Origin of the sequence: Paracoccus sp. (in: a-proteobacteria), from assembly GCF_030538695.1 — a bacterium.
In the GTDB taxonomy this organism is placed as follows: Bacteria; Pseudomonadota; Alphaproteobacteria; order Rhodobacterales; family Rhodobacteraceae; genus Paracoccus.
Genome location: NZ_JAUNTN010000033.1, coordinates 1 through 24,016 on the forward strand (window position 1 = coordinate 1; position 24,016 = coordinate 24,016).

Consider the following 24,016-nt stretch of genomic DNA (forward strand, 5'->3'; position numbering starts at 1 on the left):
CATGTCGGTGCTCAGCAGCCGGTCGCGGTTCTTGGTGAAGACCGTCGGCACCCAGTGGACCTGTCCCGGTTCTGTTCCGGTCAGGTGCTCATGTTAGGCGGCCCTTTGTTCGAAGGCCACGGGTGATTTCCAGCCCAAGGCTGAGTGTTTGCGTTGCGGGTTGTAGAAGCCGTTGATGTATTCGAAAAGGGCGATCTCGACCTCTCGCCGGGTGTGCCAGTCGCGACGCCAGACCAGTTCGGCCTTTAGAGATTTGAAGAAGCTTTCGACGGCGGAGTTGTCATAGCAATTGCCCTTGCCGCTCATCGATACGCTGAACCCATGTCGGCGCAGAAGCTTCTGGTAATCATGGGCGCAGTATTGCGATCCACGATCCATATGGTGAATGCATCCTGGCGGCGGTTTGCGCAGGGCAATTGCCATGTTCAGCGCCCGGATCGCCAGGTCCTGCTTCATCCGGTTGCTGATCGCCCAACCCACAACGCGCCTTGAGAACAGGTCGATGATGACCGCCAGATAGACCCAGCCCTCGCGCGTCCAGAGTTGCCATTGTCGCGCCATTGGTCCGAGCGACAATGGCGACGGTGATGTCTCCGGCCCACTTCTGGTTTGGCCCACTCGCCGAAAAGTCCTGCTGCAGCAGGTTCAGCGCAATATTGAAAGCATGATCGCTGTCGGTCGTGCGCTTGAGCTTGCGGCTGCGGAGCACCTTGATGCCGTTCTGGCGCATCAGACGGCCAACGCGGCGCTGCCCGACGCGCAGGCCCCACTCGTTCAGTTCCTCGGTCATGCGCGGTCTGCCGTAGCTGCCCAAGCTCAGGCGGTGCTGATTGCGGATATGGGCCAAGATCACCATGTCGCGTCGCTGTCGGGGTGATGGTGGCCGCTGCCCCGCGTATCTTCACCCCCGACGTTGCCCTGTGCAGGGGAAAATATGTTCTCAAATTACTGGCGAGACAGAACTATTTCAGCGGTATGTTAGAGCATAGAAACAGCCCGCTACCCCTCACCCGACCCAAACACAATCACATCCGCCGTAGGGTTTTCGGCGTTTCGGTTCATCTCATCCAGCACCTTGGGCAGCAGCGTGGTGGCTTCGATTCCGGCGGGGGCTGCGGTTACGGTCAGCAGCGGGGCGGCGGTTCCAAGTGCGACCAGCAGATAGGGGGCTTCGTTATCCGCGGCCTGAATATTGATTGCAAAGCGGCCTTGCGGCTGGACTTGATCGGTCAGGTCGTACACCTCGCCATCCGGAGTGGCAATGAACAGCCACAGGCTCTGGTTTTGCCGCTGAACCTGACCTGCGATCTGAAAGCCGTGCCCGGTTGCCGTAATCTCGGCTGTCAGCGCAGGAGCGGGGGCGGGGCGGCCGGAAATCTCGCGCAGGAAATCGGCAATGGCGCATTGGGCCGGGCTGATCTGTTGGGCAATGAACGCCGGAACTGCGCCAAATTGCTGTGCATAGGCGGCCTCCAGCGCCCCGGTATCTGCTGGCTGCGAGGACAGCACCTCGATCATGCCCGCATTCGGCCCCTGCTCTGCGCGGCGGGCAAAGGTGCAGGACGACAGCGGCTGGCTGGCCAGAAAGCCTTCGCGCGTGGTCAGATCACGGGGGACCATTTCAGCGACCACTGTCTGAGGCTGTTCGGGTGCAGGTTCCGGCACCTCGCGCATCAGCCAAATGCCGACACCGGCGAGCAGCGACAAAACGGCGGCACCGGCAGTCAGCAAAGGCAACTTCGACTGTGTTCGCGCCGGGATCTCTTGCGGCACGGTCAGCTGCGTGATCCCGGCAAAGGGGCTTTCCGAGGCGGTGATGTCACCGGGCAGCAGGCTGGCAGTGATCGGTTTCCCCGTTAACAGCGATCCGGTTCCGGTGTGGTCTGTCGTATCGTCCTCTCCGCCCTTATCGCCCGGCCACAATGGCAGACGATATTGCGCAGGCATGGACATCGGATCGTCCAGCAACCGCAGCACGGCAGGCATATCCGGCACGCGATGCGCCGGATCAGGTTCCAGCATATATTGCAACAGCGGAAAGATTCGATGCGAGATCCCCGACAGATCCGGGATCGCCTGCCGCGCCGCCGAGGCCGAGATGACGCTTTCCCCCATGTTCAGCGGCTTGCCCCGCACCACCATCGCGATCAGCAGCCCAAGCCCGTAAACATCGGTCCATGGGCCGATTTCACCATCCCAATGGCCCAACTGCTCGGGGGCAATATATTTGAACTTGCCCGCGAAACGACCCTGAAGCCCGTCGCCAAATTCGGTCGAGCGGGCGATGCCAAAGTCGATCAGCACCGCTTCGGAAATATGATCGTCGCGCAGGATCACATTGTCGGGCGACAGGTCGCGGTGGGTAACGCCTCGGGCATGTGCCCGCGCCAGCCCCGCGGCCAGACGGCGCAGCAGTGCCAGCGCGGCATCGTCCGTCAGCGGTCCTTCTGATTTGACTTTGCTGCCTAAATGCGGGCCTTCGACGAATTCCATAATCAGGCAATAGCGGCCAAGCCCATGATCCATAACAAAGTTATGGTAACGCACGATGGCATCGTCACGCAGTTGCACCAGCACGCGTGCCTCGCGCTGGAACATGTCCAGAACGACCTCATCGCTTGCCAGCCCCGGCAGGATGACCTTGACCGCGACCGGATCGCCGGTGAACAGGTTTTCCGCCCGATACACCTCGCCCATACCGCCAGCGCTGATCTGCTCGATGATCCGGTAGTTGTTGTTAATCAGCGTGTCTCGCGGAACCGGACCTGACGCGGCGGGCTGCGTGGCGGCGATAACCGTTGCATCGGAAGGCGGCCTGGACGAAGGCACAAGCCGCGTCCGGTCGTCCGGGCTGTCCTGATCGCTCATGGCAGGCTGCAATCCACCACGATAATACTGACATTATCCTTTGCGCCGCGTTTCAGTGTCTCTTGCAACAGGTGATCGGCAATCTGCTGCGGCGGCACTGGCCCGGCCAGAATCGTGGCCAGTTCGTCATCCGACAAATGTTCCGTCAACCCGTCCGAGCAGAGCAGCAGCCGGTCTTGCGGCATGACCGTGCCGCCTGTGGTTTCCGGTTCCAGTTCAATGCCTGCGCCAACGGCCCGCGTGATGACATTCCGGTCAGGTCGGCTCCGAGCCTGTTCCTCGGTCAGATCGCCGCTTGCAATCAATTGCGCAACACGGCTGTGATCGCGGGTCAGCGGCGTCAGGTTGCCGCTCCTCCACAGATAGATCCGGCTATCCCCTGCCCAAATACAGGTCAGTTCACGACCATAAATCAGCAAGGTGGCCAATGTCGCCCCCATCACCGGCAACCCGCCAGCGGCGGCGTGGTCCTGAATGCGGCGATGCGCCCGATCCAGCCGCTCCAGCGCGCGGGCGCGCTGATCCTGCGCACTGACCGGAACACCGATCGAGGACAGTTCCTCGACGATCAGGCGGCTTGCAATATCACCTGCGTCATGGCCACCCATCCCGTCCGCGACGACCCACAGCCCCAGATCGGGGACGGCGGCGATGCTGTCTTCGTTATGTGTGCGAACACAGCCGGTATGCGTAACAGCCCCGGTCGAAAAGGTCAGGCTAGCGGCAGAGCCGGTCATGTTTCGTCCTTTGCCTCGGGGTTGGTCATCGGCGTGCCGCCTGCGATCAGCCAGCCCAGTTCCTGCGGTCCCGGCATCCCCTGACATGCCAGAACGCCCGCGCCGGGGCGGTCAGCGGGCTGAAACCACCAGTAACTGCGAACCGTCATTGCATGGGCATGGTCGGCAGCAGCCAGTTCGGCCAGCAGTTCTGGCGCATCGCGGGCCGCATTCATCGCCCAGAACACCGGCCAATCGGGCGTGCCTGTCGATGGCGCCGGCAGCGCCTGATGCAGCCGCTCGACGACATCGCGCGGCTCGAACCGTTCGGCCTGCTGCAAAGAGGTCGCGGCCAAAAGCGCCACCTCGTAGAAATCCTGCGTCGGTTCACTGATCGGAGAAGCCCCGCCTGCCTGCACCACCAGCAGCGGAAAGCGCCTGCCCGCCCGGTCGCGCGAAGGCAGCCAGACCCCGCGCAGCGCCGCCCCGCCCCCCAGAACCGCCGGGCCGATCCAGAACCGCAGCACCGGGCAGGCATCAAAGCGCGCCTGCCAGCCATCGGCCATCGCATCACGCCATTGGCCCAACACCGTCTGCGCCCAATCACCCAGATCGCGCGTTACCACACCGGGCAGGCCCGCCGCGATGAAATCACCGAAACCCGGATGCTTGCCCAGTATCCCCGCTGCACCGGGCGTCAGTTGATGCTCTGCGGACATTGGAAATCCCTGATCTCGGGCATGGTGAACGGGTTGGTGATCGCGTTGATGGTAAAGTCGAAGGTGATGTTGCGCCCGCCCAGAACAAAGGTCGCGCGCAGCACATCGCCGCGCTGTTCCTTGTAGCTGGCGGCGTTGATGAACTGCATGAAGGTCCAGGAACTGCCCTCAAAACGCAGCACCGATTCCCGTTCCAGCGGCGGCGACAGTTGCAGGATGGTGGACCGCCCAGCCCCCGGCCACAGAACCGTGCGCGACAATGATCCCGTCGCCGTTTGCACCACCGCATCATTGATCGCCAGAACCGCGCTTTCGACCGAGGGGTGGGCATCGACCTGGGCAATCGTGATCTCGACCGAGGGCTGGGTGCCGCCGCCTGCGAAAAAGGCGCGGCGGATGCGTTCGGCCCGCTCGAACTGCGCCAGCGTGGCGTTGGACATGCGGGCGGTGATTTCCTTGTCGGCGCGCCAGATCAGACCGGATGTGGTGCGTTCGACATAGGGTTCCAGAAACTCGGTGAAATAGCGGTCCATCTCGCCACCCGGTCCGAAAAAGCGCGAGAAATTGTCGATGGACAGGCTGCGTGAGGACGAGGCAAAGGGGTAAGAAGCCGCAATCGTATCGCGGCAGAAAAAGGTGATCCGGTCGGTCAGCGCGCGGTTCATCACCTCGATGGATGCCTCGGTCGCGCCGGAACGAAAATCACCCTCGGCCTTTGTGACCATGCGGGCCAGCGGGTCGGGCAGTTGCGAATTATACTGCGTCAGCGTGTTCAGCAGCGTCGGCAGCGCGGCGGCGGATTGATCCGGGTTATGCTCGGCCAGCCGCAGATTTTCCCAGACCGCACCCAGATTTCCCAGCAGGGTGTCGATGGGGCGACGGCCTGGATCCCCCTCGACCAGCACCTGCCATCCCTCAAAGGCGCGGGAAATCGCGTCGATGGGGGCGGTGATGCTGTTTGCGCCATCGCTGCTTGCCCCGCCGCCGCCAGCCCGCATCGGTGCAGGCACATTCTGCTGCGCCGCGTCTATCAGGATGCGCTGCACCCCCGAGGACCGCGACTGAATGCGCGAGGCAAGCTGCTGCCCCACCGCCCCCGCCACGCCGCCCGCGACACTGCCATCTGTCGCCGGTTCGTCGGTCATCCCGGCAAGCTGTTCATATTCGCGGCTCAGCCGGGTCTGGTCGGCCACGCCCTTGACCAGTTCCAGCAGGGGCGAACTGGTCGCCGATGCCGCCGTGCCAAGCGCCGCATATTGCGGCTTGTCGGCCACCATCGAGGTCAGTGTCAGGTTGTCCAGCACCCGGTTCCAGGCGGCGATGAAGTCACGCCGGTAACGGTCCATCAGGTCGCGGTCCAGACGTGCCAGCCGCCCCTCGATCTCGACCGAGCTGGCCAGATCGCCCAAGACCCACTGATCGCGGCGCAATTCGTCGCCGACGACGGCAAGCTGATCGTAGAAATAGCCCCAAAAGCCCTCGTAGGTGTAAAGCCCCGGCACGATCTGATCGGCCAGCGCAGTGCCGTCCTGCGTTGCCAGAACCTGCGCCGCCGCATTGCCGCCCGCGATCTCTTGCGCGTTCCAGTCCGGCAAGCCGGCTGCCGCCGCGCCGTCCTGAATGATCGCATAGGCCTGTTCGTCCAGCGGCAGTTGCGCAATCGCCGCCCGCGCGCGGTCCACCGTCGTCGCATCCAGATCGACCAACAGCGCGCGGGTGTCGCCCAGCGCCAGCATCGCGGCCAGATGCGCGCGCAATTGCTGGGCCATGTCCAGCCCGGTCAGGCCCGGATATTCCTGCCGCCAGCTTTGGTCGAACCAGGTCAGGATCGCCGCGTCATCGGTGGAATTACCCTGCCGCCCCAGCAGCAGATAGACCTTCAGCGCGCGATAGATCTGCGTCATCTCGCCCGAGGCGATGATCTGCGGCATCCGCTGTTCCAGATCGAGGATCAGCCGCGGGCGCAGCATCAGTTCCAGCGCATCGGCATAGGCATCAGTCGCCACCCGGTTCAGCCGGTCACGCTGGCCAAGGCCCAAGCCCTCCCAGACCGAAGGTGTCTGGCTGTCACCGTAACCCGCAGGCATCCCGGCCAGATCGTTCAGCAGCGGCACGATGGGGCGCAGATCGGTGTCGTCGATCACCTCGCGCGACAATTCATCCTGCGCGTTGCGGGAATAGGCGGCGATATGCGCCTCGGCGGTGCGGACCAGTTGCAGGTTCTTCCAATAGCTGTAACCGGCCGCGCCAATGCCCCCCACCGTCGCCAGTGCAATCGTCGTTACCGCAGCCGTGCGCAGCGCAAAGGCCCGGCGCACCGCCTTTTGGTCATGCGAGACCCAACCCTGTTCGGGAAAGATCACCCCGCGCAGCAGATCATGGATGAAAAAGCTTTTCCCGCGCCCGGACATGAAACCGGAATGGAACCCGCTGCCCGGCTGCGCCATCGCGCCCAGAACCTGATCGACCGGCGTGCCTTCCTGTGTGCCCGAAGTGAAATAAAACCCGCGCAAGATGGCGTTGGTCTTGTATCGCGTCGGCTCGAACACGCGGCGCAGAAAATCGCCCACATTGTCGCGCAAAAGGCCCATCTGCCCCGGCAGGCCAAAGATGGCGATGCGCGACACGCCGTCGGGTTCCTCGGACAAACGGTCAATGATCTCGTCCGACAGGCGCGAGACCAGCCGGTCGAACTCTGCCGGAACGGCCTCATGCGTGATGGCCTTGCGATCTTTGGTCTGGAAAGTAACACCCCAGACCAGTTTGCGCCGGTTCAGGCTGAAGCTGGCGAAATATTCACGGAAGCCAGCGATCAGATCGGCCTTGGTGAACATGACATAGACCGGAAAGTCGATCTTGAGCTGTTCATGCAGTTCCGCCAGACGCGCGCGCACGGTTTCGGCATGGCGGGCAAGGCTGGCCTCATCGCCATTCAGCATATCCTCGACCGAAAAGGACAGGATCACGCCGTTGATCGGCCGGTTCGGGCGGCTGCGTTTCAGCAGTGCAAGAAAGGCGTCCCAGCTTGCCTTGTCGGCCACCGCATCGCTGTCCTGCGTGGTATAGCGGCCTGCCGTGTCGATCAGCACGGCATCCTCGGCGAACCAGAAGTCCATGTTCCGCGTGCCGCCAAAGCCGGAAATCGCCTGATCCTGCGCCAGCGGGAAATCAAGGCCGGAATTGGCCAGCGCGGTCGTCTTGCCCGCGCCGGGCGGGCCGATAATAATATACCAAGGCAGATCATACAGGGTCGAGGCCCCGCGCGATTTCTTTAGAACCGCCAGCGCCTCCTGCATCTTTTCGGCCAGCGCGGCCCCGTCGCCTTCGGGGCGGGCGGGGATCAGCGCATCCTCGATCTGGCGCGCGGCACGAACGCGGCGGCGCCAGCGGATCAACACGATGAGCGTGAAGACAGCCAGAATGCCGCCGATGATGACCAGCCGCCAGAACACGGTGGTCAAGGGCGGCCAGCCAATCATCGGGCCACCGAACCAGATGACAAGGCACAGCAGCAGCAGGCCAAGGATCGTCACGCTCCACCGCAGCCAGCGGTGATCGCGCCAGCGCGGGCCGCGAAGGGATATGCCGAACAGCCTCACTGCGTATTCTCCGTCGATGCGGGCGCGTAGGACCCCTCGCGCGCCAGCAGAATTTCCACCCGGCGGTTGGCCGAGCGCCCTTCGTCCGTCGCGTTGTCGGCGACCGGATCATCCTCACCCCGGCCCTCGACCCGCACACGCGCCGGATCGGACAACAGCGGGGCCAGAACTCCGGCGACACTTTCGGCGCGGGCAGCGGAAAGCTGATAGTTGTCCTTGAACCGCCCCCGCCCGCTAAGCGGGACATTATCGGTATGGCCTTCGATCAGGATCGGGCCGCCCTCGTTGTCCAGCACCTCGGCGATGCGGGCGGCCAGATCGGCGAATTCGGGTTTGACCACAGCCGCGCCGGAATCGAACAGTTGCAGATTGCCGACCCGGATGGCGATGTAATTGCCCTTGGCCTCGACCCCGACCACCTGACCGGCGGCGATTTCACTGGCAAAGGCGCTACGCACACGATCAAGCTGCGGGATCGCGGCGACATAGGCTGCGCCGGGCGTCCGGTCGATCTGGATTACCGGCACATTGCGGTGCAGATCGCGCATCGCCTCGGCGGCGATGGCACCATCGCGGTTAATCAATGTGGCAAAGACAGCGAACACCGCCAACAGCGCCGCCGCCGCAACCCCCAGCAGCGCAGGCAGCGGAATGGCGGCGAAACGCCGCCCCCGGTCCTGCACCACGGGCGTCCACATCACCGATATATCCTCGTCGGGCCGGGGATGGATGCGGCGCAGCGTCTCATAGATGGCGCTGCGGATACGCGACAGTTCCGCTGCGCCGTTGGGCATGGTGCGAAACTGCCCCTCGAAGCCCAAGGACAGGCAGACCAGCATCAGTTCCAGCAGGTCATGGTTCTGCGCCGGGGCCTGCATGGCCTTTTCGGCCTCTTGAAAGAAGCCGACGCCGGAATCGCGCTTGTGAAAGAACCGCGCGACCATGGAATATTGCTGCCAGTTGCCCCGGTCACTGCCGGGCAGGTTCTGCACGATGTCATCGGCGGTGCCGGACAGCGCGTATTTCGCCACCAGAACCTGATGCTGGTTGACCCCGGCGGCCAGTGCCGTGCGCTCGAACCTGTCGATCTCGCGCGTGACATGATCCATCAGTGGCGCGGCCTGCATCTCGACCATGCCGGTGCGCAAACGCCCCAGCAGGATCAACAGGCTGGCCGCCGCCGCCAGCAAGGGGTTGGACGAGGCCGCCCGCCCCAGATCCCGCACTTGCAACGCCTGTTGCAGCGGAATGCGCGGCATAATCGGCGCTGACGGGGCAGGCTGTGCGCCAATATCGGGGAAAAAGCCACGGTCACCGTGATCCGCCCGCCCGATCTGTCGCGCATCGGGTATCGGCTGCGCGGGCGGCCATGCGCCCGGTATCGGGGCAGAGGCAGGTGGCGGACGCCCCAGCCATGTCTGCCCGTCATCCGTCAGGTTATCAAATGGCGAGCCAGACCCCGGCGAGGCAGGCGCACCGCTGCCCGCCCAAGGATCGCGGCCCTGTCTCTGTGGGGGAACGGGACGCCCCGACAAGGGGCGCGGTGTGGGGCCGCCAAAGACGGTTTTATCGTCGTCGTCGGACATCAGCCCCTCTCTGGCACGGCCCACAGATCCAGCTTCAGCCCCGGCCAGTCACCGGCGAAATGCATCCCGATGGCGGGCGCGGTCGAAAACTCGGCCCACAGCGGAGTGTTCTTTTCCAGCCGGAAATAGACGTTCGAGGACAGAACCCTGATCTGACGTGGCGGGTTCGGCAGATGGTGCAGGCCGACGCCGGGCAGGTTGTTGTTCACGATCTGCGCCATGCGGGTGTTCGGGCCGACCTTGCACAATTCGGGGAACTGGCTTTGCACCTGCGTCAGCGGCTTGGCGCTTTCAACCTCGATGATGAAGGTCGCCTCGCGGAACAGATTGCGGTCGGGCACCTCGGCCAGATAAGAGTTCTGCCGCACCTCTTTCAGCGGCAGGCGGATCGCCCGGCCCACATCGCGCGACAACAGCCGCTGAATATCGGCCACGATCTCGTTGAACGAGGCTTTGGGGTCGTCGTGGTCATAGGGTGGATAATCGGGCGCGTGGCGGTTGCTGCCGTCAAAGGTCGTCAGCTCGCCCGCCAGCCCGATCAGTGCGCCATACAGCGCCTCGGGGTGCAGGGCAAAGGTGCGGGACATATGGCGCAACACGCCAATATTGCGGTTCAGCGCCATCAGCATCAGGTAATCCGACGCCTGCAAGCCCCCGCCCGCCGACGGATCGGTGGCATAGCGGGCAAGGCTTTCCAGCCGCGCCTCGATCCAGCCGATCACGCGGGTCAGATAGCCAAGGATCTGCGGATGCGCGCCGATGACCAGCGCGGGCGGCGGCATGGTTTCATCCAGCGACACCACACCGTCGCGCACCTCGGCGATACGGGCCAGCCGCAGGTTCTGATAGCCGGGGCGCGGCGTCTTGCGGATCGCCAGTTCCAGCCGCGGCACGGCCAGTTCCAGCATCTGTTCACTGCGCAGGGACGAGGCGGTGTCGCTGACCGTCTGCGCCACGATGCCCCAGCGGGTGGTCGCACCCTCTTCCTCATAGGGCGAGACGTCGCGCATATTGGGCGACACATCGGGCAGCGTCAGCCACAGGAACTGGCCCGCCGCATCATCCGGCACCGGGGCGGGCACCGGCAATGGCCCGGTATCGGGCGCATTGAAGGGGGTGCCGTCGGGCATGATCCCCGAAACGGCCCGCAGCGCCAACATCCCCTGCTGCGCCCGGTCGCGGTCGATCGACAGTTCGGCCACGCCCCACGGATAGGGCGTAATCAGCCGCGTCCGGGCATGGACCAGATATTCGTGATAGCGGTCAGCCTGCTGCAAATGCTGGGGCTGCATGAACAGCCCCTCTTTCCACGCAACCTTGCTGAACCACGACATGCAGCATCGCCCCTTCTAACGTCAAATTCCAGTTCGGGCCAAAACCCGCCCCAAGCGCAACATCGCAACAAGCGACAAGACCTTCAAGTCCGGCCTAATCGCTTAGAATTGCCAGCGGACCTGCCCGGTTACACCAACACTGTCCAGCCCGTCACCGAACCGAGCGTCGATCCGCGAACTGGCACTGAACTGCCGCGCCCGCGCTCCACTGCCCAGAACCTTGACCCATGTCGCCCCGATGCTGATCTCGCCATAGGCACCCAGATTGTCCGACACCAACCGCTGTGGTTCGAAACTGGTATCGCTCTGATGCGAAAAGACCGAGACGGTCGGGTCAGCAAAGTCCTTATAATAGGTCGCAGTCAGATAAGTGCCGAGCGCCGATTCGTCCTGTGGGTGAGCAAAGGTCTTGGCCAGGGTCGCACCAGCAAAGCCAATCTTGCGGTTGCTGTCCTCGAAGGACAATTGATAGCCATCGGAAAAACTGATCCTGTCTGTAGACAGTTGCGACCATGCAAAACCCGCCGTGGGGATCAGCGCCCAACTGCTGTCTTCGCCAAAGGCAAAGCCATAGCTGACGGCCCCACTGAGTGTATGGGCCTTGTTATTGAACTTTGCATCCCGAAGGCCCAGCCCCTCGCCGCCGCCAATCGCCGTATTCGTCATGCTAAAGCGGGTATTTTCATAGCGATATTGCAGGTCAACCATCCAGTTCCCACGGGTTCCGGTCATATAGACGCCACCATAGGCCTGTGTGAAATCGGCACGGTTTATGCTGCTGATCTGATCTGTCACCTGTTGCGAAATACGCCCGTCGATCGTGTAAACCGGCTGAGAGGTCCGGCCCGTGTTGACCCCGCCAAGCACCCCAAATGCCGTGTTCCAGCCACCGTGCCGACCATCGAAACAGGCAACATCACCACCAAATTGCAAACCATAGTAATTGGCATTGATCCTGCTATCCACCTTGCTGACACCGTTGTCGGTCGCACCCGTTGCCGTCGCATGACCGCCTGTTGTCCGCCCCCAGATACCCGTCCCACAGGGATTTTCGTCATCCTGCACCGCAAGCCCGGTCACAAAGGGACTGGTCGGGCGATTCACCACGGATCCGATCAACGACTGCGTCAGCGCCACATTGCCGAAAATCGCGCCAATGGCCGGATTGGTCTGGCTGACCAGATCCAGGCTGCCCCCGGCCGCGGCTTGATCCAGTGAATAGACAATGCGTTCCGAGCTGGAAAAGTCGCTGGAATAGTCATAGGTAAAGGTGTTTTCAGCAGAAAAGGCGTCATCCACCTGAACCAGCGTAACACGGCTGTCAGACAGAGGGCGGCTGGCATCCACCCCATTCAGGATCAGCATCATATGTCCTTGGGCAGCGCCGCCGCTGACGACAATCTGATCCGATTCCATTTGTGCCAGATTTACGTCAAGCTGGTAATTACCCGTGCCTGACAGCGCTGCCACCGTCATTACGCCACTGACATCACCATCGCCCGACATGGACACTGTGCCGTTATTGACCAGTTCGCCACTGATCTGACCCGAACTGCCCCGCACCACGATCCGGCCATCATTCTGCGTATCGCTGTTCAGCACCCCGGCAAGGGTCAGCGCAGCGGTATTGGCAATCGTGGTGGCACCGGCTTGCAGGCTTTGCCCCGATACCACGGTAAAATCCTGCGCCAGCGACAAGGTGCCACCAATGTTCAGGCCATCCGCCGCATCCAGCGTGCCGGCGACCAGCGAGACATCGCCCGTCACCTGTCCGCCCAAGGCCGTATTCCCGCGCGCAACCAACGAACCCTCCAGCACGCCAACCTGTTCATAGCTGCCATAGCTGTCCAGATTGCCCCTGATGCGCCCGGCATTGGTCAGAGTCGCGCCAGCTTCGTTCAGCACCCCGCCCGAGGCGCTTAGCACCGTCGCATCGGCGATGGACATGGTTGCCGTATTGCCCGTATTCACGATGCCGCCCGTAACGGTCAGATCATCGGTGGTGGTCAGATTGCCTTGGTTGCGCAACCCGCCAGCAATGGTTCCCGCCAGATCCGCGGTGCCGCTGCTGGTCAGGTCGCCGCCAATGTCACCCGACCACGCCATCTGCCCGCTGTTGGTCAGATCGCCGGTAACGGTTCCCCCGCCGCTCAACGATCCGGCGTTGCTCAGATTGCCGGTCATCTGGCCATTCAGCAGGACAGTCGCCCCCGCCTGATTATCCAGAACAGAGGCCGTCAGACCGCCGGAAAGAACCATCTCGCCACCGCTCAGGTTCGTGGCGGAAGCGGCCTGAACCGCGCTGCCATCATCAACGGTCAGCACACCGCCGTTTTCCAGTGCGCCCACTCCGGCAAGCGCCCCCGAGGTGATGTTCATCGCCCCCAAGTTGGTGATGTCGTTGCCCCCCGCATCCAGCGAGGCTGATATGTTCACCGTCCCGTCTGCGGTATTGGTCAGATTGCCGCCAAGGCTGCTGTCGCGGGTATAGGTCAGACGCCCTTCGTTCAGGATATCGCCCAGCAGGTTGATGTCGGTGACGTCCGAACTGCTCTGCAACACAATCGAATCAGCCGAAATGGTCAGATTGCGCCCGCCGCTTTCGGTAATCGTGCCGCTGTTCGTAAACGTCCCACCCGTGACCGACAGCCGCACATCCTGCGTTGTGCTGGTCATGTCCAGACTGCCACGGTTGTTCATGTTCCCGGTGATGGCGGTGTCCCCGCTGATCTCGACCGAGCCTGCCCGCCGGTTCAGCACATTGCCAGCAATCCCGCCGCCTTGCAGCGCCAGCAAGCCGCCGTCATTTGAAACCGAGCCGTTCATCTGCCCGCCCGCCGTCAGCGTTACCGTGCCGCCTGCCGCGTTCGTCAGGTCGCTGTCCAAAGTTCCCGCGACATTCAGCGCATTGCGGTTCGTCGTGCTGTCCGCCGTCAGCGTATTACCCGCCGTGATATTCACCGTGCCGTCGTTCGTCACAGTCGTCGCGGTCAGATCACCACCGGTCGTCAAAGTGCCGCTGTTCTCAATCGCCCCGGTCGAGCCTGCCAGCGTGGCCGTGCCACTGTTTGTCAGGTCGCCGGTGATGGTCGCAGTGCCGGTCAGCGTGCCATCGTTCTGAACCGCCCCGTCAATCCGGCTGCCCGCCGTCAGCGTTACCGTGCCGCCTGCCGCGTTCGTCAGGTCGCTGTCCAAAGTTCCCGCGACATTCAGCGCATTGCGGTTCGTCGTGCTGTCCGCCGTCAGCGTATTACCCGCCGTGATATTCACCGTGCCGTCGTTCGTCACAGTCGTCGCGGTCAGATCACCACCGGTCGTCAAAGTGCCGCTGTTCTCAATCGCCCCGGTCGAGCCTGCCAGCGTGGCCGTGCCACTGTTTGTCAGGTCGCCGGTGATGGTCGCAGTGCCGGTCAGCGTGCCATCGTTCTGAACCGCCCCGTCAATCCGGCTGCCCGCCGTCAGCGTTACCGTGCCGCCTGCCGCGTTCGTCAGGTCGCCGGTCAGGGTGCCGCCAGTCAGATTTACGGTTGCCTCATTCGTCAGCTTGCCGGTCAGGTCTCCGGCAAGGGTCAGGGTGCCGCCATTGTTTGCGATGCTGTCCGCTGATACCTTTGCGCCATCGCTGATTGTCAGAATGTTTGTATTCGTCAGCGTAGCAATGTCTTGCATCTCGCCGCCAGACGCGACCTCAAGCCGACCATGGTTCGTTACATTAAAACCATCTGCGTCCAGCAGGGCCGTAACATTGGTCACACCGCCCGCTTCGTTGACCAGATCACCCGTCAGCACCAGATCGCCCGAGACGTTCAATTGCGCCCGGTTGGTGATCGCGCCCTCTAACCCGACCGTAGCGGTATCCACGGCGCTTCCCTGAAGGATCAGTTGATCCGCCGCCAGGGTCAGCCGTCCACCACCCGAACTGGTAATATTGCCGGAATGCGTCAGAGTATGCCCGGTCACATCCAACCGCGCGTCCGCCGTGCCGGTCACATCCAGCCTTCCGGCATTGGTCAGATTACCGGCGATGCGACTGTCGGATGCAATCTCGATCCGACTGCCTGCGCGGCTATTGACGGCACCCGTAACCGTGCCGCCATCCAGCGCCAGACGACCGCCGCTGTTATTGGTCAGCCCATCGGTCACCACCAGATCACCTGCAACGGAAACACGACCTCTGTTGGTGAATGTGCCGACCTCGACATTCAAAGAAGCACCCGAAGCGACATCCACCGTGTCGGTATTGGTCAGGCCGCCGCTGATGGTGCCGCTTCCTGACAGTGTGCCGTCGTTCTGAACCGCGCCGTTGATCTGACTGCCCGCCGTCAGCGTGACGGTGCCGCCCGCCGCATTTTCCAGATCGCTGGTTAATGTGCCAGCAACATTCAGCGCGCCGCTGTTGGTGGTGGCATTGGCGGTCAGCGTATTGCCTGCCGTCACATCCACCGTGCCGGTATTGGTCAGGTCACCGTTGATGCTGCCGCTTCCTGACAGCGTGCCGTCATTCTGAACCGCGCCGTCGATCTGGCTGCCCGCCGTCAGCGTGACCGCGCCACCCGCCGCATTTTCCAGATCGCTGACCAAATTCCCCATGACATTCAGTGCCGCGCTGTTCACTGTGCCGAACGGGTCGGTTGCCGTCAGCGTATGACCCGCCGCAACCCTGACGGTGCCGCCGTTAATATTCAACTTTTCGGTGGTCAGGTTGCCCGTAGTGATCAAGGTGCCCTGATTCTCGATCTGCCCGACCGAGCCGCTGATCCGCGCGTCACCCTGGTTATCCAGCGTCTGCCCGATCGCACCGCTGCCCGTCAGCACGCCACCGGATGCAACCATAACCGCGCCCTCGTGCTGACCATCCAGCTGGGCACGGCCTTCGATCTGCAAAGCTCCGGCGGTGGTGCCATCGCTGCGCAAGGTGGCACCGGATGCGACGGTCACCCCCTGCATATCCGCCTGTGCCCCGGTGAAATGCACGGTGCCATCGCCTGCAACGGTCAGTGTTCCGCCAAGGGTTGCCCCAACCTCAAGCACCAGATCGGCACCGGCATTCAGTTCCCATATATCGCTGCTGGTTCCGATCTGATCGCCGGTCAGGGTGAAATCGCCCGCCGTGACCTGCAACACACCGGGTCGGACAGTGCCGACAACCGTCAGCGTGACCGGGGTGGTATCCGCCGCTTGCAGGATGCCAGTGCCGCCTTGGGGAAGTGCGGCGTGATTCTGACCATTCGCATCGGACCAGATCTCATCCGACGCCGACCAGTCGCCGCTACCGGGGTCTACGACACCATTCGTCTTGTCCACATTGTCCAGATACATTTGCGACCAGGCAGGCGTCGGGGCCAAGGCCAGCGAGGCAGCGCCGATCAGCGCCGTGGTCAGCAACAGATAAGCACAAGAGGGACGGCGAATGATGAAACGGAAATCAGGGGTCATCGGAATACGCATACAATCACAGACAGACAGAACCAGACGCAGGGTGCGACGACCCTTCAATAAGCCGCTTTTGCACGGGCGAACAGCCATTCAAATTGTTCTGAACAATGATTCCAGATTTTCTTCGGCATTCTCGCAGCATGTTACCCCGAAATTACAACCGCAGATGATCCACTGCGGCAATGTATTCGCGTATAGCGGTGGGAATAACCGTTTCTGGCACGGCGAGTTGCCCCGTCGAGGCCACACGAGTCTGCATCTTGCGGTCAGCCCAGTTGTGCAGATCGGCGATGGAATAGTTGCGCAGGAACGGGTTGGCGTTCACCACCGCCGGACCCATGACCTGCAAGACCGACGCCTGCGGGCTGGCGCGCAGGGCCTGATCCGCCCCGGCAGGCCCAAGGAAATGCGCCAGATACAGCCGCCCCGGTGTGATCTGATGGCCGCGTGCGCGCAGGAAGGATTCGTTTTCCTGCGCCAGATGCCGGACCATCTGCCGTGACAGATCGGGGTCAAAGCGCAGGTTCAGCAGCGCGGCCCGGTCAAGGCTGGCGGTCAGATCGGGGCGATAGCTGCGCATCATCCGCAGCCATGTCGATTCGATGAACTGGCCCAGCCCGGTCGCGGTGGACAGCGGGTTGCGGGCGCGCGGGTTTCCGGCGCTTTCCACGGTGATGATCCGCGCCACCAGCAGTTCTGCCGCGTCCGAGCCGCGCACCTCGCCCACGCCACTAAGCAGCGGCATCGGGTCGATGGCCGCGCCATCGCTGATAAGCTGAAACACCAGACGACCCTGCGCGCCCACCGTGCCGATGGCGGTGCCCGCACGGATCGTGCCGCCCTGCGCGGCGCTGTCAGACAGCGCCCCCAGCCCGGCATAGCGCGACACCATGCCGTTGGGGTGGGTGATCTCGGCGCTGGTGCCATCCGTGCCGGGGCGCAACTGCCCATCGGCCACGGCCAGCACCGGCACACCCGCAGGGGCCGTCCATACGATACGCCCGCGCGCAGGATCATCGGCCCCATCCGGTGCTGGCGGCACAAAGCGCAGCGACAGCACCCCGGCAACCGGCGGCACCATCGCTGGCGGAACGCTGGCCGTCTGCGAGGGGGTAAAGCACTCGGCCCCTTCCGGGGCGGGCACGACATAGCACAGCCGGTCGCCATCCGGCCCGCTGATCCCGGCAAACAGGATCGCCGGGGGGGCGCCCGGTGCGGTTTCGGCAAAGATCAGCGTCAGCCGGTCCTCATCATCGGCCATCCGGTCCAGATCATGCACCCGCGCCATCATCGCAATCACATCGCCAGCGATTTCCGCAGACAGATCGTTGCGCAACGCGGTGGAATAGATCAGGTCCAGCAGGCGCTGACCGCCCGCGCCCTCGCGCCCCTGCAACTGTGCCAGCAAGGGCTGATCGACCCAGGCATCCGCCGCCGGAACCATCTGCCCCGCCGCCGACAGCGCGACCGAGGCCATCCAGCCATCCGGCCCGTAAAGCGTCATCTGCACGATGTCTTTCGCCGCACCGATCTGGCGATACCGCAGCGCCAGGACCGATCCGGCGCGCAGGTTGCCGTCATGCCCCGACGCCTCGTTCAGCCGTGCCGCCAGACGTGCGGCCTGCGCATGCTCGATCCCGTTGCTGACCAGCAGATCCTCGGTCGAAATATCCAGCGCAGCCTCAAGGATCATGTCGCGCCACAGGGGGTTGCGCAGCCCGGCATCACGCAGAAAGCTGACACTGCTGGTCATGCGCTGATCGGCCAGCGCCTCGGGCAGATCGAGACTGGCGGCATGGGCGGCAAACAGGCCCGAGCGGCCTCGCTCTGCCTGAAACAGCGCGAATTCCTCGCGGGTCGAGGGCAGGCTGGCGACCAGTTGACGGTCGGCGGGCACAAGGCGGCTGTCCAGCCGGGTCAGCATCCCGCGCCGCCCGATCAGGCGCGGGTCGCCCGCAAGCCCGGTCGGCACCGGCAGCTGCGAGACATCGCGCCGCGCCTCTTGCTCGGTCGGGGGCGGAATAATCAGCGGATCGCCGGGAATGTCGGTGAAGGTATCGGCACGCACCACCGGGGCAATGTCGAATTGCGATTCGACCTGAACCAGCGTCTGATCCAGATCGCCACCGCGCAGCCAGCCGATGTCGGGCAGGACATAGCGCCAGCCCAGCGCCACCACGACGCCAAGCGCGATGACACCCGCCCCCCACCGCAACCCCTGCGCCCGCACACGCCTGCGCCGCGCACCGCGGCCCATCTGCCGGAAACGCGGATCGACCGGCGGCGGCGTCATCAGCGGAACACCCCGGCCCCCATCAGCCCGCGTCCGATGCCCCTGCTGCTGCCTTGCTGAGCAGGCGCTTGTTCGGGTGCGGTTGTGGAGGCTGCGGCCGGGGCTGTCCGTCTGGCGGCCTCGGTCTGGCGCGTCGAGGCCGCCGGGTTACGGCTGGTCGTCCCGCCACTGCGCGAGACAGCAGGCGCGACAGGGGCGACGACGCGCTGTTCCGGGCAGGTCACATCGCTGCCACGCGCCACCGCGCGAAACAGGGCCAGATCAGGCGCGCTGCCTGCCTGCGCCGCGCCGCCCGCATCGACATATCGCGTCAACGCCGTTACAGAGCCGCGCCCCCAATCGCCGTCAATGCCGCCGGAATAGCAGTTCATCCGCGCCAGTTCGGTCTGAATAGCCGCGCCAACGCGGGGCGGGTCAGGGTCAAAGGCGCCCTGCATCAGCAACCGGTCGAACATACCCGCATCGCGCGCCCGGATCGCCTCGCGCTGCGGAAAGGGCACACCAAGCGGGCCACGTTCCGCCATCGTCATCAGCACGGCCAGATCACCCAGAATGACCGAAGGCCGGGGCAGATCAGCGCGCGGCGCGGCCGCCATCAGCGCAAGGCCCGACGTCCCCGGAGCCGCCGAAACGGGCGCAATGACGGTGCTTTGAGTGGACAATTCCTCAAGCGGAATGGCCGAGATGACCAGCCCGCCATCAGCCTGCGCCAGCCCCGCCCAAAGCCCAAAGGCCGGGACAAGCAGGGGATATGATCGAAGCGGGCGTCTCATTCTGTCACTGTGGCCGGGGCGTTACAAATACGGTCCATTCCGGCTGATCCTGTGTGTCAACCTCGATAAAGCGGGCATCCAGAAAGCCGCGCAGCAGGCAATCCTGCTGCTGGTCGATCTGGAACCGCCGGGTGGCAACACACATCGGAACCGCGCCGGACAGAACCTCATTACCGAAAACATCGGTCGCGAACAGGTAATAATACCGCGATTGCAACGGATCGCGCAGCAGATTGGCGCATTGATTGGGCGCGACCCGCCACCAGCCGCGCGTCACGAACTGATCGTCCTGCGGGGCGGCCAGCGCGACGTTCAGCACATCATAGGACTGGTTGCACATCCGCAGCCCCGCCATCGCGGCGGCAGGCATCACTCCGGCCAGCAGGGCAACAAGGATCAGGCGCATATTCTTAACATTCGCAATATCCGGCGATTGAGCATCTAGCCCATGAATGATAGATTTTGAACTGACCAAGGTGGATATGGCGATGAAAACCGTTTTGTTTGGCGCAACGGCACTGGCAACCGCAGCAGCGGCGCTGGCTTTTGCACAGTTTGCCGACCGTCCGACGAATATCCCGGCCGAGGCGGCGCTGATCCGGCCTGCTGTCGAACGGGTCGCCCCGAACACGCAGCCCGCACCGCCTGTCGCGCCCCTGCTGGCCGAACCGGCCCCGCAGACGCAACCAGCCCCCGACATCCCGGATGTGCCGGTCCCAACGGCAGCCGCTGCGGCCAAGCCGACTGCTGCCAATCCTGCGGCCAACCCCGCCGCGCCGGAACTGCTGGCCGCCTTTCCGCGCATGAACAGGAATGCCGACAACAGCCTTGGCCTGCTGCCCTATGCCGCCGCGCCCGATCCGGTCCCGCAGCAGACCGGCCTGTCGCAGCAGCCTGATTTCTACAATCTGCCCATGATCGGCGTTTATCGGTAAGGATTTCGATGTTTTCTTCACCCCGGCTTTGCCTCGCTGCGGCGCTGGCCTTGGTCACGCCTGCCCCTGCCTTCGCACAGGATACGAACAGTCCGGTTCTGATGCTGGAGCTGAATGCCGCCACCCCGACCGAAAATCAGGGCTGCCGCCTGACGATGGTGACGACCAGCCGGCTGGAACAGACACTGGAACGCGCGGCATGGCAGGTCGCCATTTTCGACAGCAACGGGATGGTGCAGGCGCTGCCGATTCTGGATTTCGGCACGCTTCTGGGTGGCAAGACCAAGGTTGCCATGTTCGAACTGCCGGGCACGGATTGCACAGCCATCGGGCGGATCGTCGTGAATGACGTTGCCGAATGCCGGGCACAAGACGGCACCGATCTGCGCGGCCAGTGCCTGACCGGGCTGGAAACCCAAAGCCGCAGCGACATTGATTTCGGTCTGTAAACGATGCTGTCCTCATTTCCGACCGACCTGCCAGCGATCAGCCTGGCCGTTTTTGTGGCGCTTGGGCTGCTGTCCGTGCTGACGGTGACGATTGCAATCTTCAAGATCATGCAATTCGCGCGCATGGGCGTCGGCCAGCATAAACTGGCGCAGGCGATCCTCGACGACTGGCTGAACGGCCGCCCGGACGAAGCGCAGCGCAAGGCCACCGCCAGCCACGCGGTTCTGCCCCGTGTGCTGTCTGCCACCATGTCCGGCCTGCGCGCCCGCCCCGCCGACCCCAGCTATTGCGAGGATCTGGCCCGGCAGGTGGCCTTGACGCAACTGATCCAGATGGGGTCGTGGATGCGGCTGCTGGATGCCGTGGTGCAGATGGCGCCGATGCTGGGTCTGCTGGGCACCGTGATCGGGATGATCGACGCCTTTGGCAACCTTGCGCTCAGCCAGGATATGGCCGATCCGCGCCTTCTGGCCTCGGGCATCTGGACGGCGCTGGCCACCACCGCCACCGGGCTGGCCATCGCGCTGGTCGCCTATTTCGTCGCCGCCTGGCTGGAAGGTCGGATCGAGCTTGAGCGGCAGTCGATGGAACTCGCCGTTTCGACCGCCATTCACGGACAGGTCGCCGTGCCTGCGGCCCGCTAAGCCGTGGCGCTGGCGCTGCAAACTTCGGAACCGCCGGAGGGGCTTGGCTTGCCCGCCCGGCCAATGCCGCGCGCCTTTCCGATGACGGCGATGGCGGACATGCTGTTTCAGCTGCTGATCTTCTTCATGCTGACGGCCAACTTGACGCCCTTTGCAATGCTGGATTTCCGCACTGGCCAACTGTCGGGTCGCGCCGATTCCGCGACCGAGGGAAGCACCCCCGCAGAACCCGCAATGGATGCGCGCCGCACAGCGATCTGGACGCTTGGCACCACCGGGCTGGTTTCGGGCGGGCAGCATTTCGCGCTGGATCAACTGCCCGCGCTGGCCGATGCACTGGCCGATCTGGGCACGCCGCATCTGCTGATCGTGCTGCGGCCCGATGTGCCGGTGCGCGACGTCATCTTGGTCCTTGAGGCGTTGCAATTGCGCGGCATCACTGCCGTTCAGATCGCCGACGGAGGCAGCACCGGATGAGCCTGAACCTGCCACCCCGTCCGGCCCGCCCCCGTGCCGAGGCTGCGCTGGCGATTATCAATATCGTGCTGCTGCTGGTGTTCTTTTTTCTGCTGTCGGGCCAAAACCGCCCCGTCCCTGCCGGTATTATCCTGCCCGAGACGGTCGCCTTGCCCGCTGGCACCCTGCCGCCCCTGACGCTGGAGCTGCACGGCGGCGGCGAATGGCGGATCGAAGGACAGGCCATCGCGCCCGAACTGCTGGGCGCTGCCCTGCCGCCGGGCGATGCGCCGGTGCATCTGGCAACCGACCGCGACCTGCCCGCAGGCGAGTTGATGCAGGCGCTGCGCAGCCCAGAACTGGCCGGACGGCAGATCCGCCTTGTCACACAGCGCGGTCAGGCGGGCGAATGATCGAGGGCGCGGGATGGGGCCGGGGCTGGCTGATCGCGGCAGGTCTGTCGGTTGCGCTGCACGGGGCCGCCGTGGCCGCGCTGATCTGGCAACCGGGACATTCCGCCAGCCCGCCCCCGCCTTTGGGTGAGTTGCGGCTGGATCTCGTCGGCCCCGCGCCAACCGATCAGACCAGCATGACGCAGCCCCTCACCTCGCTGAGCGAGGTCGAAGGGGAACAGGCGGCCCCGCCCTCGGACGATCCGCCGATGCCGGTTACCGATCTGCTTTTGACACCGACGACCGTCGGCAGCCTGGCCGTTGCCGGCACGCCGGTTTTGCCCGATCAAGCCGCCATACAGCCGGATGTTCCGCTTCCTGCGCTGGATGAGGACGCGCCGCCGCCTGACCCGCTGATCGCAGACCTGCTCGATCGTATCCGCCAGCGCCTGACCGAGCCATGCCTGCTGGCACTGCCGTCGCGCTTGGGCGAAGATCAGGTGCAGCTTAACGTCATGGCCGCCGATGACCGCCGGATTTCGCTGCTGATGCACGATCTGACGCAGGGCCTTGCCGCCGACATCACCGAACAGCCCACACTGCTGGACCGCCGCCAATGCCCGGCACTGGATTTTGCCCGCCGCGATCCGGGCTATCCACTGCCCGGCATTGCCCTGCAACTGGACGCGCAGGACATTGCGAGCGGCGGCAACCTGGGCGGCAGGCTGACCGGCACCGCAGGCTTTCACACGACACTGCTGTTGATCGACGACAACGGCGTGGTCCACGATCTGCGACGCTTTCTGGTCGGCTCGGTCGCCGGCAGCCGCTTCGACATCCCCATCGCCCGTGACGGCCAAGTGCGCGACACGCATCAGATCATTATGGCCCTCGCCACCCCGAACCGCCTGCAAACCATTCCCCGCCTGAACGGCACCAGCGCCGAGGATTTCTTTGCGGGAATTACACAGGAGGTCGGAGGGCAACTGCGGGTCGGCGTAGCAGCGGTTTATGTGCGATGAGTTTTTATTAAGGGCAAGATTAGGAAGTGTTTTCGATATAGGGGAATCTTTATGGTGGTATAGTTTTCAAAAATTGCAAGAAATATATGGTGACCTGCCACGGGATTTTTCCTTCATCTGCAACGAGAGTCCGGCCCAAGCAGAGGACGGAGCATGAAGCGAACGAGATACAGCGAGGAGCAGATCATCAGCATTTTGTCGGAGCATGATACTGGCGCGAGGTGTGCGGATCTGTGCCGAAAGCACGGCATGTCGGAAGGCACTTTTTATGCTTGGAAGACGAAGTATTCCGGGATGACGGTGTCCGAAGCCAAGCGTCTGAAGGTGCTTGATGAGTGAGCCCGTGAACACCATTGATGGTGTGGATGGCCCCATCAACGGCATCGCGTTGTGCCATGGTGGGTCTGTGAAAGCACGCAGCTGAGAGGAGCCATCCATGGAGCAACCTACCACTATCGGCCTCGATCTGGCCAAGAATGTCTTCCAAGTTCATGGAGTGGACCCAGAAGGTGCGGTCGTCTGCCGTCGTCAATTGCGGCGGTCGCAAGTTCTGGTGTTCTTTGCGCGGTTGAGACCTTGCCTTGTGGGCATGGAAGCCTGCGCCGGGGCTCATTACTGGGCGCGGGAGCTTGCATGCCTTGGCCATGAGGTCCGTGTCATGCCGCCCTCTTATGTCAAGCCCTACGTGAAGCGGGGTAAAACCGATGCCGTTGATGTCGAGGCGATTTGCGAAGCGGTGACACGCCCGACGATGCGTTTCGTGCCGGTGAAGTCGGCGGACCGGCAGGCGGCC

General features: G+C 63.7%; 17 protein-coding genes and 2 pseudogenes. 8 read left to right on the top strand and 11 right to left on the bottom strand.

Going from position 1 to position 24,016, the window contains the following annotated elements:
- Window positions 1-93: 93 nt before the first annotated feature.
- From Q4G24_RS15320 to Q4G24_RS15370, 11 genes and pseudogenes are all read right to left on the bottom strand, one after another.
- A pseudogene (locus Q4G24_RS15320) lies at window positions 94-886 on the bottom strand (IS3 family transposase); the annotation flags it as partial.
- A gap of 113 nt (window positions 887-999) precedes the next feature.
- Window positions 1,000-2,868, bottom strand: a complete 1,869-nt coding sequence (locus tag Q4G24_RS15325; RefSeq protein WP_303367408.1) for a serine/threonine-protein kinase — start codon at window positions 2,866-2,868, stop codon at window positions 1,000-1,002.
- Complete coding sequence (locus tag Q4G24_RS15330; RefSeq protein WP_303367409.1) at window positions 2,865-3,605, bottom strand: PP2C family serine/threonine-protein phosphatase; 741 nt, start codon at window positions 3,603-3,605, stop codon at window positions 2,865-2,867. The genes Q4G24_RS15325 and Q4G24_RS15330 overlap by 4 nt, the downstream gene beginning before the upstream one ends.
- On the bottom strand, window positions 3,602-4,303 hold the full coding sequence (tagF, locus tag Q4G24_RS15335) for a type VI secretion system-associated protein TagF (protein WP_303367410.1): 702 nt from the start codon (window positions 4,301-4,303) through the stop codon (window positions 3,602-3,604). The genes Q4G24_RS15330 and tagF overlap by 4 nt, the downstream gene beginning before the upstream one ends.
- Window positions 4,282-7,902, bottom strand: a complete 3,621-nt coding sequence (tssM, locus tag Q4G24_RS15340; RefSeq protein WP_303367411.1) for a type VI secretion system membrane subunit TssM — start codon at window positions 7,900-7,902, stop codon at window positions 4,282-4,284. The genes tagF and tssM overlap by 22 nt, the downstream gene beginning before the upstream one ends.
- Window positions 7,899-9,488: a type VI secretion system protein TssL, long form gene (tssL, locus tag Q4G24_RS15345; protein WP_303367412.1), complete on the bottom strand. Its 1,590-nt coding sequence runs from the start codon at window positions 9,486-9,488 to the stop codon at window positions 7,899-7,901. The genes tssM and tssL overlap by 4 nt, the downstream gene beginning before the upstream one ends.
- Window positions 9,488-10,822 carry a type VI secretion system baseplate subunit TssK gene (tssK, locus tag Q4G24_RS15350; RefSeq protein ID WP_303367413.1) on the bottom strand — a complete coding sequence of 445 codons (1,335 nt, stop codon included), beginning with the start codon at window positions 10,820-10,822 and terminating at the stop codon, window positions 9,488-9,490. The genes tssL and tssK overlap by 1 nt, the downstream gene beginning before the upstream one ends.
- A gap of 102 nt (window positions 10,823-10,924) precedes the next feature.
- The gene (locus Q4G24_RS15355; RefSeq protein ID WP_303367414.1) at window positions 10,925-16,258 is read right to left on the bottom strand and encodes a hypothetical protein; all 5,334 of its coding nucleotides are present in this window, start codon (window positions 16,256-16,258) and stop codon (window positions 10,925-10,927) included.
- Between the two features lie 154 nt (window positions 16,259-16,412).
- On the bottom strand, window positions 16,413-18,551 hold the full coding sequence (locus Q4G24_RS15360) for a peptidoglycan DD-metalloendopeptidase family protein (RefSeq protein ID WP_303367415.1): 2,139 nt from the start codon (window positions 18,549-18,551) through the stop codon (window positions 16,413-16,415).
- Window positions 18,551-19,324 (bottom strand): hypothetical protein, encoded by a 774-nt coding sequence (locus Q4G24_RS15365; protein WP_303367416.1) that lies wholly within the window; start codon window positions 19,322-19,324, stop codon window positions 18,551-18,553. Before Q4G24_RS15365 ends, Q4G24_RS15360 begins: the two co-directional genes overlap by 1 nt.
- Window positions 19,325-19,328: 4 nt before the next feature.
- Complete coding sequence (locus Q4G24_RS15370) at window positions 19,329-19,730, bottom strand: DUF1036 domain-containing protein (protein ID WP_303367417.1); 402 nt, start codon at window positions 19,728-19,730, stop codon at window positions 19,329-19,331.
- Between the two features lie 46 nt (window positions 19,731-19,776).
- On the opposite strand from Q4G24_RS15370, the gene Q4G24_RS15375 reads away from it, so the two are divergent.
- The 8 genes and pseudogenes from Q4G24_RS15375 to Q4G24_RS15410 form a co-directional block, all read left to right on the top strand.
- On the top strand, window positions 19,777-20,259 hold the full coding sequence (locus Q4G24_RS15375; protein ID WP_303367418.1) for a hypothetical protein: 483 nt from the start codon (window positions 19,777-19,779) through the stop codon (window positions 20,257-20,259).
- An 8-nt stretch (window positions 20,260-20,267) separates the two neighbouring features.
- On the top strand, window positions 20,268-20,708 hold the full coding sequence (locus Q4G24_RS15380) for a hypothetical protein (RefSeq protein ID WP_303367419.1): 441 nt from the start codon (window positions 20,268-20,270) through the stop codon (window positions 20,706-20,708).
- Window positions 20,709-20,711: 3 nt separating this feature from the next.
- Window positions 20,712-21,353: a MotA/TolQ/ExbB proton channel family protein gene (locus tag Q4G24_RS15385; protein ID WP_303367420.1), complete on the top strand. Its 642-nt coding sequence runs from the start codon at window positions 20,712-20,714 to the stop codon at window positions 21,351-21,353.
- Window positions 21,354-21,401: 48 nt separating this feature from the next.
- Window positions 21,402-21,830, top strand: coding sequence for a biopolymer transporter ExbD (locus Q4G24_RS15390; protein ID WP_303367421.1), 429 nt, complete (start codon window positions 21,402-21,404; stop codon window positions 21,828-21,830).
- On the top strand, window positions 21,827-22,222 hold the full coding sequence (locus tag Q4G24_RS15395; protein WP_303367422.1) for a biopolymer transporter ExbD: 396 nt from the start codon (window positions 21,827-21,829) through the stop codon (window positions 22,220-22,222). The genes Q4G24_RS15390 and Q4G24_RS15395 overlap by 4 nt, the downstream gene beginning before the upstream one ends.
- Complete coding sequence (locus Q4G24_RS15400; RefSeq protein ID WP_303367423.1) at window positions 22,219-23,223, top strand: hypothetical protein; 1,005 nt, start codon at window positions 22,219-22,221, stop codon at window positions 23,221-23,223. The genes Q4G24_RS15395 and Q4G24_RS15400 overlap by 4 nt, the downstream gene beginning before the upstream one ends.
- A 153-nt stretch (window positions 23,224-23,376) precedes the next feature.
- Window positions 23,377-23,559, top strand: a pseudogene (locus Q4G24_RS15405) (transposase); the annotation flags it as partial.
- A gap of 100 nt (window positions 23,560-23,659) precedes the next feature.
- On the top strand, window positions 23,660-24,016 hold a 357-nt coding region (locus Q4G24_RS15410), incomplete at its 3' end, for a transposase (protein WP_303367424.1).